This window comes from Bartonella sp. AR 15-3, assembly GCF_002022445.1.
GTDB lineage: Bacteria > Pseudomonadota > Alphaproteobacteria > Rhizobiales > Rhizobiaceae > Bartonella.
Genome location: NZ_MUYE01000001.1, coordinates 1456995 through 1473893, shown reverse-complemented (window position 1 = coordinate 1473893; position 16899 = coordinate 1456995). Strand labels below are relative to the sequence as shown.

At 34.9% G+C, this 16899-nt stretch carries 15 protein-coding genes; 10 read left to right on the top strand and 5 right to left on the bottom strand.

The genetic code is table 11. The features are described from left to right. Positions 1-295 precede the first annotated feature (295 nt). The 6 genes from rho to BAR153v2_RS06605 all read left to right on the top strand — a co-directional run bounded on the left by rho (position 296) and on the right by BAR153v2_RS06605 (position 7296). Entirely contained in the window at positions 296-1561 is a 1266-nt protein-coding gene (gene rho / locus BAR153v2_RS06630) for a transcription termination factor Rho (RefSeq protein WP_078680817.1), read from the top strand. A 29-nt stretch (positions 1562-1590) separates the two neighbouring features. Further along, on the top strand, positions 1591-2898 hold the full coding sequence (gene mnmE / locus BAR153v2_RS06625) for a tRNA uridine-5-carboxymethylaminomethyl(34) synthesis GTPase MnmE (RefSeq protein ID WP_078680816.1): 1308 nt from the start codon (positions 1591-1593) through the stop codon (positions 2896-2898). 126 nt (positions 2899-3024) lie between these two features. Continuing rightward, a complete protein-coding gene (gene mnmG / locus BAR153v2_RS06620) occupies positions 3025-4893 on the top strand; it encodes a tRNA uridine-5-carboxymethylaminomethyl(34) synthesis enzyme MnmG (RefSeq protein ID WP_078680815.1) in 1869 nt (622 codons plus the stop codon). Then, positions 4893-5552 (top strand): 16S rRNA (guanine(527)-N(7))-methyltransferase RsmG, encoded by a 660-nt coding sequence (gene rsmG, locus BAR153v2_RS06615; protein ID WP_078680814.1) that lies wholly within the window; start codon positions 4893-4895, stop codon positions 5550-5552. The genes mnmG and rsmG overlap by 1 nt, the downstream gene beginning before the upstream one ends. Next, positions 5549-6346 (top strand): ParA family protein, encoded by a 798-nt coding sequence (locus tag BAR153v2_RS06610; RefSeq protein ID WP_078680813.1) that lies wholly within the window; start codon positions 5549-5551, stop codon positions 6344-6346. The genes rsmG and BAR153v2_RS06610 overlap by 4 nt, the downstream gene beginning before the upstream one ends. 41 nt (positions 6347-6387) lie before the next feature. Next, entirely contained in the window at positions 6388-7296 is a 909-nt protein-coding gene (locus BAR153v2_RS06605) for a ParB/RepB/Spo0J family partition protein (RefSeq protein ID WP_078680812.1), read from the top strand. 88 nt (positions 7297-7384) lie between these two features. On the opposite strand, the gene gloB is transcribed toward BAR153v2_RS06605, so the two are convergent. From gloB to dapF, 5 genes are all read right to left on the bottom strand, one after another. Then, entirely contained in the window at positions 7385-8146 is a 762-nt protein-coding gene (gene gloB, locus BAR153v2_RS06600) for a hydroxyacylglutathione hydrolase (RefSeq protein ID WP_078680811.1), read from the bottom strand. A gap of 75 nt (positions 8147-8221) precedes the next feature. Next, the gene (locus BAR153v2_RS06595) at positions 8222-8896 is read right to left on the bottom strand and encodes a septation protein A (protein WP_078680810.1); all 675 of its coding nucleotides are present in this window, start codon (positions 8894-8896) and stop codon (positions 8222-8224) included. Next, positions 8893-10125, bottom strand: a complete 1233-nt coding sequence (gene ftsY / locus BAR153v2_RS06590) for a signal recognition particle-docking protein FtsY (RefSeq protein ID WP_078680809.1) — start codon at positions 10123-10125, stop codon at positions 8893-8895. Before ftsY ends, BAR153v2_RS06595 begins: the two co-directional genes overlap by 4 nt. 14 nt (positions 10126-10139) lie before the next feature. After that, positions 10140-11423 carry a tRNA (N(6)-L-threonylcarbamoyladenosine(37)-C(2))-methylthiotransferase MtaB gene (gene mtaB / locus BAR153v2_RS06585; RefSeq protein ID WP_078680808.1) on the bottom strand — a complete coding sequence of 428 codons (1284 nt, stop codon included), beginning with the start codon at positions 11421-11423 and terminating at the stop codon, positions 10140-10142. Continuing rightward, the gene (gene dapF, locus BAR153v2_RS06580; RefSeq protein ID WP_078680807.1) at positions 11420-12274 is read right to left on the bottom strand and encodes a diaminopimelate epimerase; all 855 of its coding nucleotides are present in this window, start codon (positions 12272-12274) and stop codon (positions 11420-11422) included. The genes mtaB and dapF overlap by 4 nt, the downstream gene beginning before the upstream one ends. Positions 12275-12536: 262 nt before the next feature. Between dapF and BAR153v2_RS06575 the strand changes: the two genes are divergently transcribed. The 4 genes from BAR153v2_RS06575 (at position 12537) to sucC (ending at position 16899) form a co-directional block, all read left to right on the top strand. Then, positions 12537-13067 (top strand): AprI/Inh family metalloprotease inhibitor, encoded by a 531-nt coding sequence (locus BAR153v2_RS06575; RefSeq protein ID WP_078680806.1) that lies wholly within the window; start codon positions 12537-12539, stop codon positions 13065-13067. A gap of 128 nt (positions 13068-13195) precedes the next feature. Beyond that, on the top strand, positions 13196-14362 hold the full coding sequence (gene zapE / locus BAR153v2_RS06570; protein WP_078680805.1) for a cell division protein ZapE: 1167 nt from the start codon (positions 13196-13198) through the stop codon (positions 14360-14362). Between the two features lie 296 nt (positions 14363-14658). Continuing rightward, a complete protein-coding gene (gene mdh, locus BAR153v2_RS06565; RefSeq protein ID WP_078680804.1) occupies positions 14659-15621 on the top strand; it encodes a malate dehydrogenase in 963 nt (320 codons plus the stop codon). Positions 15622-15702: 81 nt separating this feature from the next. Beyond that, complete coding sequence (gene sucC, locus BAR153v2_RS06560) at positions 15703-16899, top strand: ADP-forming succinate--CoA ligase subunit beta (protein ID WP_078680803.1); 1197 nt, start codon at positions 15703-15705, stop codon at positions 16897-16899.

Here is a 16899-nt window from a genome sequence, read left to right as displayed (position 1 = left end):
TATTCCAGCGTCTAATCAATATGCTTTTATTAAGGTATGAATGATATATACTCTAACTATTAAGTTCATTTGAGCTTAAATAGGATCTTATTATAAAGGGCTAAAGGATATATTACCTAAAATAACTTATGAAAAAACTCTTTCAGAGAACAAATCTGTTTTTTCTTTAATATTTATGATTGAGTAATGCTTGCAGTTTAAAAAAGTTGAGTATATGATATCCTTATCTATAGGAATATTCTTTTCCTTTTTAAATTCTAGAAACAGTTCCCCCATTAATCAAAGAGCATATTTTATGCAAGAAATGAAATTACAAGAACTCAAAAGTAAAAATCCAGTTGAACTTGTTTCTTTTGCTGAAACATTAGAAGTTGAAAATGCTTCATTAATGCGCAAACAAGAATTAATGTTTGCTATTTTGAAAAAACTTACCTTACAAAAGGTAGAAATTATAGGTGAAGGTGTTGTTGAAGTTTTACAAGATGGATTTGGATTTCTTCGATCGGCTGATGCTAATTATCTTCCAGGACCAGATGATATTTATCTTTCACCAACACAGATACAAAATTTTTCATTAAAGACAGGAGATACCGTTGAAGGTCCGATACGAGGGCCAAAAGAAGGAGAGCGTTATTTTGCCCTTCTTAAAGTTAATACAATTAATTTTGAAGATCCTGAAAAAATTCGTTATAAAATTCATTTTGATAATCTTACTCCTCTTTATTCAAATGAACGTTTCCAGATGGAAGTGCAAAACCCTACAGATAAAGATATGTCATCGCGAGTAATTGATTTGATATCTCCTTTAGGAAAAGGGCAAAGAGGTTTGATTGTTGCACCACCGCGAACAGGAAAAACAGTTTTATTGCAAAATATTGCTCATTCTATTACAACAAATCATCCTGAATGTTATCTTATTGTTTTGTTAATAGATGAGCGGCCAGAAGAAGTTACTGATATGCAACGTTCTGTAAAAGGAGAAGTTATTTCTTCTACTTTTGATGAACCAGCAATACGTCACGTACAAGTAGCCGAAATGGTTATTGAAAAAGCTAAGAGATTAGTTGAATACGGACGTGATGTCGTTATTCTTCTTGATTCAATTACACGTCTTGGACGTGCGTATAATACTGTTGTTCCTTCATCAGGAAAGGTTTTAACAGGTGGTGTGGATGCGAATGCTTTACAACGTCCTAAGCGTTTTTTTGGTGCAGCTCGTAATATTGAAGAAGGTGGATCTCTAACTATTATAGCAACAGCTTTAATAGATACGGGAAGCCGTATGGATGAAGTTATATTTGAAGAGTTTAAAGGAACTGGTAATTCAGAAATAGTTCTTGATCGTAAAGTTGCTGATAAACGTACTTTTCCAGCTATGGATATTCTAAAATCAGGGACACGTAAAGAAGAACTTTTAGTAGCTCGTCAAGATTTACATAAGATTTTTGTTCTTCGTCGTATATTAGCACCTATGAGTGTAACAGATGCTATTGAATTCTTAATAGATAAATTAAAACAAACAAAAAATAATAGTGAATTTTTTGATTCAATGAATACGTAATTTTTTTGTTTTGAATTAGGATTAAATCTGTGGATACAATCTTTGCTATCTCAAGTGGGTTGTTGCCTTCAGGAGTTGCAATTGTTCGACTTTCTGGTCCTCAGGTTAGGAATATTGTTAAGACACTTTGTGGTTGTTTGCCTAAAGCGCGATTGATGCATTATGGAGATCTTATTGCTCGTGATGGAAGTTTCTTAGATTCTGCTTTAACAGTTTTTTTTCCTGCACCTCATAGTTTTACAGGAGAAGACTGTGCAGAATTTCATTTACATGGAAGCAAAGCTGTCGTTAATCGTTTTTTTGATGAATTAATTACTTTTGAAAACTGTCGTCTTGCAGAAGCGGGAGAATTTTCACGTCGAGCATTTGTTGAAGGTAAATTAGATTTAATTCAAGCAGAAAGTCTTGCTGATTTAATTCAAGCAGAAACGGAAAGTCAAAGACGTTTAGCTATTATAGGAACAAATGGTACTTTAACAAAACTTTATCGTGATTGGCGCCAAAGACTCATAACAGCGCGTGCTTTAATAGAAGCAGAGCTCGACTTTTCTGATGAAAGTGATATTCCTAATTCTGTGTCTGGTAAGGTTTGGCAAGATATAGAGAAACTGCGAGATTCACTATATGAACATATTTCTGCAGGAGAGCGTGCAAGTATTTTAAATGATGGAATTAGAATTGCTATCGTAGGTGCTCCAAATTGTGGAAAATCAAGTATTATCAATCGTCTTTCTGGAAGATCTATTGCTATTGTATCAGAAGAAGAAGGAACAACACGTGATGCTTTAGAAGTTAGATTGATACTTGGTGGTTTGCCTGTTTTTTTTACCGATACTGCTGGGTTAAGAGAGACAGAAAATAAGATAGAATTATTGGGAATAGAAACTACAAAAAAAAACATTATAGAAGCTGACTTAGTTATTTTTGTTTATGATATGAATAATCCTCAAGAAGTTCTTTTACCAAAGACTTCAGCTGAGATTTGGCATGTAGGTAATAAAATCGATCTTTGTGAAGGCGATAAAACACGCTGGCCAATACAATTTTCGACATTAAATGGCTTAAATTTTGATTATTTTATAAAAGAAATTGAATTATTTTGTTTGCGTCGTAATACTGAAATTGGAAATGTTATTCCAGCAAGAAAAAGGCAACTTCAATTATTGAAGGAGGTTGTTGAGGAAATTAATGCATCATTGAATTCTTTTTCTCTTGATTTAAGTTTACGCGCAGAACACCTCCGTCGAGCAAGTCATGCGCTTGGACGAATTACAGGTGATATTGATATTGAAGATTTACTTGACACTATTTTTTCGCGATTTTGTGTCGGTAAATAATGATTCACGTGAAACATTTTAATTTTTCTGTAATTATTGATAGACAGATTTATAATATAATATTATGTATTTTATACATTCTCTTTTATATGAGATTTAAAATCAATTCTTTATGGAATGAATTAAATGCAATCATATGATGTCATTGTTATAGGAGGTGGACACGCTGGTTGTGAAGCAGCTTCAGCTTCAGCACGTGTTGGAGCAAGGACAGCACTTGTTACATATCAAGTATCAACACTTGGAACGATGTCATGTAATCCAGCTATTGGTGGACTTGGAAAAGGACATTTAGTTCGTGAAATAGATGCTTTAGATGGTTTGATGGGGCAAGCTGCAGATGCTGCCGGAATTCAGTTTAGGCTTCTTAATAGACGAAAAGGACCAGCAGTGAGAGGTCCACGTACACAAGCTGATAGAGAATTGTATAAAAATAAAATTCAACAACTATTACAGAAACAAGATAATTTAATTCTTATTGAAGATGAAGTTATTGATTTAATTGTTAAAGATGATCATATATCAGGTGTCTTTTTAAAAAAAAAGGGAAAGATTCTTTCGAATGCAGTTGTTTTAACAACGGGCACGTTTTTACGTGGACTTATCCATATTGGTAATAAAATATGGCCTGCTGGTCGCATGGGGGAGAGAGCAAGCATACAACTCGCTGAACATCTGGAAAATTATGGTGTGCATCTTAGACGATTAAAAACAGGAACACCTGCTCGTCTTAGCAAAAAAACAATTTCTTGGAATAAACTTCCTAAACAACAGGCTGATGAAGAACCTATTCCGTTTTCTTTATTAACAGAGAAAATTGAGCAGCCTCAAATTGAATGTGCAATAACACGAACAAATGAAAAAACGCATCAAATCATTCGTGAGAATATTCATAAATCAGCATTATATTCTGGAGCTATTGAAGGATTAGGACCACGATATTGTCCTTCGATTGAAGATAAAATTATCAAATTTGGTGATCGTGATGGACATCAAATTTTTCTGGAGCCAGAAGGATTAGATAATGATACGATTTATCCCAATGGTATCTCCACATCTCTTCCTGAAGAAATACAATTCTCTTTTTTGAGAACAATTGAAGGACTAGAAAATGTCGAAATTTTACAACCTGGCTATGCAATTGAATATGACTTTGTTGATCCTAGACAACTTTCCAAAACTTTAGAATTAAAATCTTTGCCAGGTTTATTTTTAGCCGGACAAATTAATGGTACAACAGGCTATGAAGAAGCAGCTGCTCAAGGTCTTTTAGCTGGCTTAAATGCGGCTCGTCAGGTTGGTGGTTTGGAAGAAATTATTTTAAGTCGTTCTACAGCTTATATAGGTGTTATGATAGATGATTTAGTTTCACGAGGGATTTGTGAACCTTATCGAATGTTTACATCACGGGCTGAATTTCGTTTATCACTTCGAGCTGATAATGCGGATACTCGTTTAACACCTTTAGCCCAAAAATGGGGAATTGTTAGCCAGATTCGTTGGATTCGTTATCAACAAAAACAACAGCTTCTTGATCAAGCACGTTTAATGTGTCAAAAACTTTTTTTAACACCTAACGAAGCATCTATTCATGGCTTGCAAATAAATCATGATGGAATTAGACGTTCTGCTTATGATCTTTTAGCACGTCCTCATATGAGTGTAGCTCGTCTTGCACATTTTTGGCCACAATTACGTTCAATTGACGCTAAAACAGCTGAAGCTTTGGAAATTGAAGCTCAGTATGCGGTCTATTTAGAAAGACAAACACAAGATATTATAGCTCTTCAACGAGATGAGCGTTTAGAAATACCTTCTTCTCTTAATTTTCAAGAAATTTCTGGTCTTTCGAATGAGTTAAAAGCAAAAATTCAACAAATATCACCGCGGTCAATTGCTGATGCACAGAAAATTGATGGTATGACACCAGCAGCATTATCATTAATCCTTACATATATTCAACGCCAACGACGTGAAAAAGCGAAATTAGCTTAATGATTATTTCTTCAGAACAAAAATATCAAGATACTTTAAAAATAATACCCTCCGTTTCACGTGAAACGATAAAACATTTAATAGAATTTGAAACTTTAGTAATTCAATGGAATATACATATTAATTTGATCTCTGCTACAACAATACCAATTTTATGGACACGTCATATTTTAGATTCTGCACAAATTTATCCTTTAAAAAGTCAATTTTTACATTGGTGTGATCTTGGATCAGGAGGAGGTTTTCCTGCTATTGTTATTGCTATTTTTCTCAAGGAGAAAAAAGGTGGACATATTGATTTAGTTGAAAGTAATGGAAAAAAAGCAGCTTTTTTACGAAATGTTATTGCACAACTTAACCTTCCAGCAACAGTTCATCATTGTAGAATCGAAGATGTATATGAAAAAATAAAAAAACCGGATATCTTAACAGCAAGAGGTTTAGCTTCATTAGACACTCTTTTACACTTTATGTCACCTTGGTTAACACAAAAAACAATTGCTCTTTTGCAAAAAGGTAGGGATTACGTTAAAGAAATAAAAAATGCTACTGCCAATTGGCACTTTGATCTGCTAAAACATGAAAGTAAAATTGATGAAAATTCTGTTATCTTAGAAATTTCTCATGTTCGATCATGTAAAAAGGGTAAAGCAAAATGAGCGAAACACGAATTATCGCTATTGCAAACCAAAAAGGTGGGGTAGGAAAAACAACAACAACAGTTAATCTTGCAACAGCTTTGGCTGCTGTTGGTAAAAACATTCTTATTATGGATATTGATCCACAAGGAAATGCAAGTACAGCTTTGGGAATAGATCGTAATAGTCGTCCTTTATCATCTTATGATGTTTTAGTTTCTGGAGTTTCAGTTGCAGATGCTGCTTTGAATACAGCTGTGCCTAATCTGCATATTGTCCCGTCTACACTTGATTTATTAGGCATTGAAATGGAAATTGCTTCTTCACAAGATCGTATTCAACGATTGCGTAAGGCTCTTTGTCATGACGACAAAATAACCACAAAATTTAACTATATTTTAATTGATTGTCCTCCTTCTCTTAATCTTTTGACATTAAATGCTATGGGAGCTGCAAATTCTGTTCTAGTGCCAATGCAATGTGAATTTTTAGCTCTTGAAGGTTTAAGCCAATTACTTGAAACTGTAAAACAAGTACGGTCTGTTTTAAATACATCTTTAGAAATTCAGGGTATTGTTTTAACAATGTATGATGGACGGAATAATCTTTCAAATCAAGTTGTTGAAGATGTTCGCTCTTTTATGGGAGAAAAAGTTTATCGTACTGTTATTCCACGTAATGTACGTGTATCTGAAGCTCCTTCTTTTGGCAAACCAGTATTACTTTATGATCTCAAATGTGCTGGTAGCCAAGCCTATTTGCGGTTAGCATCGGAAGTTATTCAACGTGAAAAACAAGGACAAGTTGCAGCTTAGAAAGTGTAAAAAATAATTGTAAAAAGTTAAAGAGAAAAATTATGAGTGATGATCAATCAAAAAAAAGACTAGGACGTGGGTTAGCGGCATTGATTGGGGATATCAACTTAAACGGCAATCCTGCATATTCAGCAAGTTTTGACAAATTCACGTCAAAACCAAGTGTTGCTCCTATCGCTTCTGAAAGGTTTGTTCCTATTGAATTTATTTCTCGTAATCCAAATAATCCAAGACGTCAGTTTACCGATGCGGAACTTGATGATTTAGTGCAATCAATTCGCCAGCATGGGATTGTTCAACCCATTATTGTTAGACCTTCACGTACTCACCCTAATCAATTTCAATTAATTGCTGGTGAACGAAGATGGCGGGCTGCACAACAAGCTAATTTAAATCAATTACCGGTTATTATTCGCGATGTAGATGATAAAACTGCTTTGGAATTAGCAATTATTGAAAATGTTCAACGGACTGACCTTAATCCTATTGAAGAAGGAATGGGATATGAGCTTTTATTAAATGAACATGGATATACTCAAGCAGATTTAGCTGAAATTATTGGAAAAAGTCGTAGTCACGTTACAAACACCCTTCGCTTGTTAAAGCTGCCACAAAAAGTGCAACAATTTTTAATAAGCGGTCAAATTTCGACTGGCCATGCACGCTGCCTTATTACAGTTGAAAATCCACAAGAATTAGCTGAAAAGGTTATTCGTGAAGGACTCTCTGTGCGTCAAACAGAAATACTTGTACAAGAGTACGGAAATTCTAAGATAAAAAAACAAATTCCATTTAAAAAAGATATAGAAACACAATCCTTAGAAAAATTACTTACCGATGTGATCGGAATGAAAGTCATCATTCGTCATGGTAAAAAAGGTGGTGATTTAAAGATTCATTATTCTTCATTAGAGCAATTAGATGATATTTGTCGACGCTTGCAAAGCTAATCTAAAGATAATAAATCCAATTAGATGTATTTAAAACTGAATTTCAGATTGTTCTTTAAGAAAGAGAGGATAATTATCATGAATATAGCTAAAAATTATCTTTTCTTCTACGGATTTCAGCAAAAACTTCTTCATCTGTTGCTTTTTCCATTGCAAGATTTTTTCGTAAAATAGAAGCATCCCAACGAAGAAATGGATTCGTTTCTTTTTCTTTTCCTAAAGTTGTTGGTAAAGTCATAGCATTTTGTGCACGTAACGAAAAAACCTCTTCTACTCTTTGATGAAGTTTTCTATTTTGGGGATCAATAGTCAATGCGAAAAGAGCATTTATTTGAGTGTATTCATGTCCGCAATAAAGAATTGTTTCATCAGGAAGTTGACGGAGTTTTTTTAAGGATGTTAACATTTGTGAAGGTGTTCCTTCAAAAAGACGCCCACAACCAAGCGAAAAAAGTGTATCTCCAGTAAAGAGTAAATTGGCCTGAGAAAAATAATAGGATAATGCTCCTAATGTATGTCCAGGTGTTGAAAGAGCCGTAAGAGTGTATGTCCCAAAACAAAAATTTTCGTCAGGTTGTAGTGCATAATCAAGAGGGGTAATTTTTTTTCTTTCTGCTTCTGGTCCAATAATCATAGCATTATAGACTTGTTTTAATTCTGCCAGTGCTTCTATATGATCATGATGATGATGAGTGACAAAAATAAATTGAAGTGTCCAGTTACGCTGCTTTAACATGTCGTGAATTGCATTGCTTTCAGGCGCGTCAATCGCAGCTGTGTAACCGCTTTTTTCGTCATGAATGAGAATACCGAAATTATCTTTTCGACAGATAAATTGTTCAATTAACATCTATCTTCTCTACAGTATATGTTAAACTTATGACGCAATTCATTGTGATGAATTCGCGATGTAAAAATAGGATTGTTAATCTTCTTTTGTTAAATTTTTTGAATGTTTTATGATAAGAGGCATTTGTGTAAGCATAAATAGAAATGTTATAGGCATAACACCAAATACTTTAAAGTTGGTCCAAAAATTATCACTAAAATTACGCCAAATGAGTTCATTCAAAACAGCAAGAAAAATAAAAAAATATGCCCAACGATAGGTAAGTTTATTCCATCCATAATTATCAATTTTTAGACCGGAATCAAAGACATAACGCAAAAGCGGTTTTTTAAAAAATAAGCCACCCAATAAAATAAAAGAAAATAAGCCATTAATGATCGTAGGCTTCATCTTAATAAAAGTATCATCGTGAAGCCAAAGAGTTAGAAAACCAAAAACAAGGATGAATATTCCTGAAATAAGTGGAATTATAGGAATTACACGCGCAAGAAACCATGATAAGCTTAAGGCAAAAGTGATTGCTATCATAAAAAGAGCTGTTGCAGGGAAAATCGGTTTATCAAAGTTTTTAAAAAGCTCAATATTATTTATCAACCACTCACCTTTATAGTTAGCAAGGAAAAAAACAACTAGTGGTCCCATTTCCAGAAGAAATTTAAGAATTGGCAGAGAGGTTTTTTTTTGAGTGTTATCATTTTTTTTAAAATTAGAGTCATTAGGTGAATTCGGTTTTAAAAGAGAAGTTTTCATGCATATTTTCCTATAATAGCCTCGGCAAAATCAGAGGCAGAAAAAGGCTCAAGATCCTCAACATTTTCGCCTATACCAATAAAATGAACAGGTAGTTTATGTTTAGATGCAATAGCAACAAGAATTCCCCCACGGGCACTACCATCAAGTTTTGTCATAACTAAACCATTCACACCAGCAATATCACGGAAAACATTCACCTGATTAAGTGCATTTTGCCCCGTGGTTGCGTCAAGTGTTTGAAGAACTGTATGAGGTGCTTGAGGATTATGTTTCCCTAAAACACGAATAATTTTTGCCAATTCATCCATTAATTCAATTTTATTCTGCAAACGTCCTGCTGTGTCAATAATTAAAACGTCACTATTTTCTTTTTTAGCTTTTCCATAAGCATCGAAGGCTAAGCTTGCAGCATCTGCACCAAGTTTACCTGAAATAACAGGAGCTTTTGTGCGTTCACCCCAAATATGTAATTGTTCAATAGCTGCAGCGCGAAATGTGTCTCCAGCAACAAGCATAACTTTTAGACCTCCTGCAGTTAGTTTAGCAGCTAATTTTCCTATGGTTGTGGTTTTTCCAGTTCCATTTACGCCGACTAATAAAATCACATGGGGTTTATGATTAAGATCTATTTCTAATGGAAATGCAACTGGTTCGAGTACTTTTTTGATTTCGTCAGTTACAATAGTATAAATATCTTTTGAAGAAAAATTTTTTTCATAACGACTAGTAGCTAAGATATCAATAATACGTGTGGTTGTTTCTATACCAAGGTCTGCTTGAATGAGGATATCTTCTAATTCTTGTAGTGTGTTTTCATCGAGTTTTTTCTTGACAAAAAGTGTACCAATTGAATCACTTAATTGCTGTGAAGAGAGAGATAATCCTTTTTTAAGGCGTTCAAACCACACTGCTTTTTTTTGTTCAACAGTTGGGATAGATAAAGACGTTTCAATTTTTTTTTCTATAATCGTATCAGAAACGATCACTTTACGAGAAGATTCCTCAGAAGGAAAATTTTTAGTGAGTGTGATCTCTTCTATTTTCTTTTGCTCTTGTTTTTCTTTTTTTACATCTATGGAAGAAACTTTGCTTTTTGTGTTTTCATTTTTATATTCATTTTGTTTTTCCTCATCGATTTCGTGAGGGGTAAGAATCTGCCTTTTTTTAATTTCTTTTTCTTTAGATGTATTAAAGGAGAATATTTTTTTGATAAAAGACTTTGTCATGAAGACTTTCCCGCTTAGGCTGCATTCGATTCAGGAAGTGCGGCAATTAATTTATTTCCATCGTGACCAATAATGAGAGCTTTAACAATTGTTCCAGCTTTAGCACCTTTTATTTGTGTAAGTGTATAATCCTCTGTTCGTCCAATTTCGTCTTTTTCAACAAGAATTGTTTGTTGACTATTTTTTAGATGCATGAGATGTTTTTTGTATGCTTTTTCTCCCTCTTTACGTAATTTTTCTGCGCGAATTTTGATTGTTTTATGGTTAATTTGTGGCATACGCGCAGCTGGTGTTCCCTTCCTTGGGCTGAAAGGGAATACATGGAGATGCGTCAAACCACATTCGTTAATTAAATTAAGACTATTTTGAAACATTTCTTCTGTTTCGGTAGGGAAACCAGCAATTAAATCAGCACCATATACTATTGTGGGGCGTTTAGCACGTAAGCTTTGGCAAAACTCGATAGCATTTTCCCGCAAATGTCGTCGTTTCATTCTCTTTAAAATCATATTATCGCCTGCTTGTAAGGATAAATGCAAATGTGGCATTATTCTTTTTTCATAAGTTAAAAGATTAATCAATTCTTGATCCACTTCAATGGAATCAATGGATGAAAGACGCAATCTTGGTAAATCAGGAACATGGTGCAAAATAGTTGAGACCAGTTTTCCTAAAGTAGTTTTTCCAGGTAAATCGGGGCCATAACTTGTTAGATCAACTCCTGTTAAAATAATCTCTTGAATACCATTGTCTACGAGCTTTTTAATTTGTTCAATAATGATCCCCATGGGGACAGAACGTGATGGTCCGCGGCCATAAGGGATTACGCAAAATGTACAACGATGATCACATCCATTTTGCACTTGGACAAAGGCACGTGTACGTCCTTCTAATGCATTAATCATATGTGGAGCAATTTTATGGACTTCCATAATATTATTGACGCGGAGTTTCTCATCATGATTAATACCGAAATCAGGAAGCTGACGATAGGAATCGGCGTGAAGTTTTTCTTCATTGCCTAAAATCAGGTCGACTTCTTTCATAAGAGCAAAATTTTTTGCTTCTGTTTGTGCTGCACATCCCGTAACAATAATGCGGGCATGAGGATTTTCACGTCTCGCTTTTCGAATTGCTTGTTTCGCTTGTCGTACAGCTTCAGCGGTAACTGCGCAAGTATTGAAAATAATGGTGTCATCTTTAAGTTTATCAAGGCCAGCGGAAGTACTTTCTTTGCGTATGATCTCCGATTCATAACTATTGAGGCGACAACCAAAAGTCATAATTTCTATTGTCATTTAAAAGCATCCTTTTTGTAGTCTCCCGTTAAAGGATTTAAAAGACCGCTAAATTCATGTTCTACTGGGCCTGTCATAATGATATGATTATTTTCTTGATAAAAAATAGAAAGATTTCCTCCCGGTGAATTAATATCAATACGGCGTTCTGTTAACCCGCGGCGATAGGCCGCTACTGCACTAGCGCAGGCTGCACTGCCACATGCTTTTGTTAAACCTACTCCACGTTCCCATGTTCGTAAAATTAAACTGTTTCGTGATGTTACAAAGGCAATAGAAATATTACACCGTTCTGGAAAAAGTGGATCATGTTCGAGTTTGGGTCCGTATTTTTCTAAAGGAATATGCTGAATGTTGTTCTCAACAAAAAAAATAGCATGAAGATTTCCAATAGAAATAAGAGAAGCATCTTTTAAAGGTCCAGCTGTTATTTCTACGTGATTGGTATCAGCTATTTCATGAGCAATAGGCATGTTTTTTGCATCAAAATTTGGGCACCCCATGTTAACAGAGATCAGACCATTGGTTTGACGTTTTCCTTTAACAATACCAACAGGTGTTTCTAGTTGAAAACTTTCACCAAGATTATGATTTGTAAGCCATTCGACAACGCAACGCGTACCATTACCACAAGCTTTTGCTTTTGAACCATCAGCATTCCAGATTTCAATGCGAAAATCAATTTCACTTTTGGTTGACGGATGAATCGTCATGATTTGATCAAAATGAGTTTGTGGATTTTTAGCTAAAGTAAGAATTGCTTGCAATGTAATATTATGTGTGCTTTCACGCATATCAGCAACAATAATTTTGTTTCCAAGACCGTTCATTTTGCTGAATGGTGTTTCCATAAGATTTCTCTATTTTTTGTGCAATAGTAAGTCTAGCAGAAAATATAATGACTGAAAATTTTCAAAATTACCAGTATTGACAGAAATAAAATGAGTGGGAGTGAATATGTTATTAAAGATGAATAATTTTCGTTGTGATCACATATTTTTTATTAGGTTTTTCTTATTTATTAATTTATCCTTGTAAAATGGCATATTTATATAAAATATGCTCACTTATTTTTTGAGTGAGTTTGTCATTGTCATGAGAAAGAGTAAAAATATGACATTTTCAAAAATTTCATTTTTCGTTGCATTGTCCATTATAACGATCTTAAGTGGTTGTTCAACGTCAAGGTTTGGTAAAAGTGATGGAAATAACATAGCGGAAGTTTTTTATCCTGTTCAGCAATTATTAGAACCTGAAGCATCTGATATATTAAAGTCTGAAGTGTTAACTTCCTCAAGTGATGAAAAAGAATATACTCAAAATGATGCACAGTTAACTCGCTTTGAAGTACCAAACAATGCGATTGATTTGTTCCCTGCAAATATTGCTGGTGTATGGAATCTCTCTATTGGTGGTGAGTCTTGCCGAATAGCAACCCCACAAACAAAGTTTGGTTTAGGGTATCGTGCTGGTCCTTTAAATTGTCCAAGAATATTTGCTAAAGTCAACTCATGGGCTGTTAAGGGAAAAAAATTATATTTTTATGATCGATCTGGAAGTGTTGCTGCAGTTTTTTATTCCTTTGGGAGAGATTATTTCGAAGGACATACGTTCGATAACCAACCCGTTGTTTTAGATCGTTAATTTCTTTATAAAAAGGGAGATATATGTGCACAAATTTGCATCATTTAATCACAGAATGATGCAAAAGGGAGTATTTATGTCTATGAAATTTGTATTTGTTGAGAATGATTTGAAAAAAGGATGTTTGGATGGTTTTAGTTTCAGAGCGTTATGAAGAACTTGTTTCCAAAGGAGAAATTAGTTTTGATACAGCTCAACGGAATTTAACAAAACATTTTGATTGTTTATTACAAGAAATTTCAACACAAAAGATTTCTCGACCTTGGATGTTCTGGCGTTTTTTCAAAAAACAAACGCATTCTCATGCCTCAAAACAATGTGGTACTGATGATTTTGTCCAGGGATTGTACATTTATGGTGAGGTCGGGCGAGGCAAAACCATGCTTATGGATTTGTTTTTCTCTTGTTTGCCAGAAGAGAATAAAAAACGCGCTCATTTTAATGATTTTATGGCTGATGTGCATGAGCGTATTAATGCACATCGGCAAACGTTTAAACATGCAAAATCCGAGCAAAGTGATCCTATTTTAGTGGTTGCAGAAAATCTTGCACGAGAAGCACGTGTGTTTTGTTTTGATGAATTCACGGTAACAGATATTGCAGATGCGATGGTTCTAGGTCGTCTTGTTACTGCTTTATTCAAGCAAAGAGTTATTTTTGTTGCTACGTCAAATGTTGCTCCTGATAATCTTTATTACAATGGTTTGAATCGAGAGCTTTTTATACCTTTCATTCAAATTTTGAAAAAACATGTTCGTGTTATTAATCTTGACGCAAGGACGGATTATCGTCTTGAAAAATTAAATCCACAACATGTGTATACAACCCCATTGGGGAAAGCTGCAGATGAAAATATGGATCAAGCATGGATATTAGTTTTACAAGGACAAAAAGAAATGTCTGGTGATCTACCTGTAAAGGGACGTTCTATTCATATTCCACGTTTTGGTGCAGGATGTGCACGCTTTGATTATCAAGATCTTTGCGCAAAGCCTTTAGCAGCAGTAGATTATTTAACGTTAGGAGAGCATTACCATACGATTTTTATTGATCATGTTCCTGTTATGGATGATGCACATCGCAATGAAACTAAACGATTTATTTTGCTTATTGATGTTCTTTATGAACGCCATATAAGACTCTTTATGTCGGCGGAAGCAGAACTTGAGCAGTTATACAAAGGGCAGGCACAAACAACAGAAACATTTGAGTTTCAAAGAACGCAATCGCGCCTTTTTGAAATGCAAAGCCAGAGTTATCTCAATAGTTGGGCAGAACAATTTTTAAAACAATAAATGAATCTTTACTTTACCTTTACGTAAACTGCTAAAATAATAACCCATTGAATTTAAAAATGTTGTAATAATTCTGTTGTATTTTTTTTTGATTCATTTTATCGATATTATTATAATCAATCACTAACTTTAATATTTAGGAATCAATTTCTAGCAGTTTAAAAGGAGTTTGATTAATTTTGATTATCTTATTTCTAAGTTTATTCTTAAGTGGTCTTATAAAAAAGGATTAGATTTAAGGGAAAATATTTAATCTGTTAGCGCAGGGGATCTTGCGTTTAATAAAAGGAAATACAATGGCACGAAAGAAAATAGCTTTAGTTGGCTCAGGTATGATTGGTGGTACTTTAGCGCATTTAATAGGACTCAAGGAGCTTGGAGACGTTGTTTTATTTGATGTCGCAGAGGGAATGCCGCAGGGTAAAGCTTTGGATATTGCGGAATCATCACCAATTGAAAATTTTGATGTAAATTTAACAGGGACCAGTACTTATGAAGCTATTGTAGATGCTGATGTTGTTATTGTAACAGCAGGTGTTGCACGTAAACCTGGTATGAGTCGTGATGATCTTTTGGCTACTAATTTAAAGGTTATGGAACAAGTTGGTACGGGAATTAAGAAATATGCGCCTTCAGCGTTTGTGATCTGTGTTACCAATCCTCTTGATGTAATGGTGTGGGCATTACAGAAGTTTTCTGGTCTTCCAACACAAAAAGTTATTGGTATGGCTGGTATTCTTGATTCAGCACGTTTTCGTTATTTCTTATCTGAAGAATTTAAAGTTTCTGTTAAAGATGTGACAGCATTTGTTTTGGGAGGTCATGGTGATTCGATGGTCCCTCTGATTCGTTATTCCACTGTTGCTGGTATTTCTTTACCCGATCTTGTGAAAATGGGCTGGACGACACAGGAAAAGCTTGATCAAATTATTCAACGTACAAGGAATGGAGGGGCAGAAGTTGTGAATTTGCTAAAAACAGGTTCTGCTTTTTATGCGCCGGCTTCTTCCGCTGTTGTGATGGCTGAGGCTTATTTAAAAGACACTAAGCGTGTTGTTCCTGTTGCTGCTTACCTTTCAGGTGAATATGGAGTTAGGGATACGTATGTTGGTGTTCCTGTCGTTATTGGTGCTGGTGGTGTTGAACGGGTTATTGAAATTGATTTTAATGACGATGAAAAAGCTGCTTTTGAAAAATCAGTAAATGCAGTGCACGAGCTTTGTAAAACATGTGTTGCTATCGCACCTAATCTCGGATGACACAAAAGAGTTTTGCTAGGTAAAGTGTCTTAAATGTTTTTAGGATCAATTTAGTCTTGTATAGAAGAAAAGGACAAATAAATGAATATCCATGAGTATCAGGCCAAACGTCTGCTTTATGAATATGGTGCACCAATAGCGAATGGTGTTGCTATTTATTCTGTAGAACAAGCTGAAAAATGGGTGAAAAAATTACCAGGACCACTTTATGTGGTTAAAAGTCAAATTCATGCTGGAGGTCGTGGGAAGGGGAAGTTTAAAGAACTTGGTCCTAATTCAAAAGGTGGTGTTCGGCTTGCAAAATCAGTTGAAGAAGTTATTACTAATGTAAAAGAAATGCTTGGTAAAACTTTGATAACTAAGCAAACAGGTCCAGAAGGTAAGCAGGTTAATCGTCTTTATATTGAAGATGGAGCTAATATTGAACGGGAACTGTATCTTTCACTTTTAGTTGACCGTACAGTTGGGCAAGTTTCTTTCGTTGTGTCGACAGAGGGAGGCATGGATATTGAAACGGTTGCTGAAGAGACACCGGAAAAAATATTTACTCTTCCTATTGATCCTACAAAAGGTGTTACTCCTACTGATTGCACGAAACTTTGTGACTCATTAAAATTATGCGATAGTGCACGTGAAGATGGCGAAAAGCTGTTTCCAATACTCTATAGGGCTTTTTGTGAAAAAGATATGAGCCTTCTTGAAATCAATCCCCTTATTGTAATGGATAATGGCCGTTTACGTGTTCTTGATGCGAAAGTTTCTTTCGACAATAATGCTTTATTTCGTCATCCAGATATTTTGGAGTTACGCGATCTTTCAGAAGAAGATCCAAAGGAAATTGAAGCATCAAAGCATGATCTTGCTTATGTTGCTCTTGATGGGACGATTGGTTGTATGGTGAATGGTGCTGGTCTTGCTATGGCAACAATGGATATCATCAAACTCTATGGGGCTGAACCAGCAAATTTTCTTGATGTTGGTGGTGGTGCTTCAAAAGAAAAAGTAACTGCTGCTTTTAAAATTATTACGGCTGATCCGAATGTCAAAGGCATTTTGGTCAATATTTTTGGTGGGATTATGCGTTGCGATGTTATCGCTGAAGGTGTGATTGCCGCTGTTAAGGAAGTTGGTTTAAAAGTTCCTTTAGTTGTTCGCCTTGAAGGGACTAATGTTGAACAAGGTAAAGCAATTATCAGTGAAAGTGGTTTGAATGTTATTTCTGCTGATGACTTAGATGATGCTGCACAAAAAATTGTTGCAGCAGTGAAGGGAGCTTAA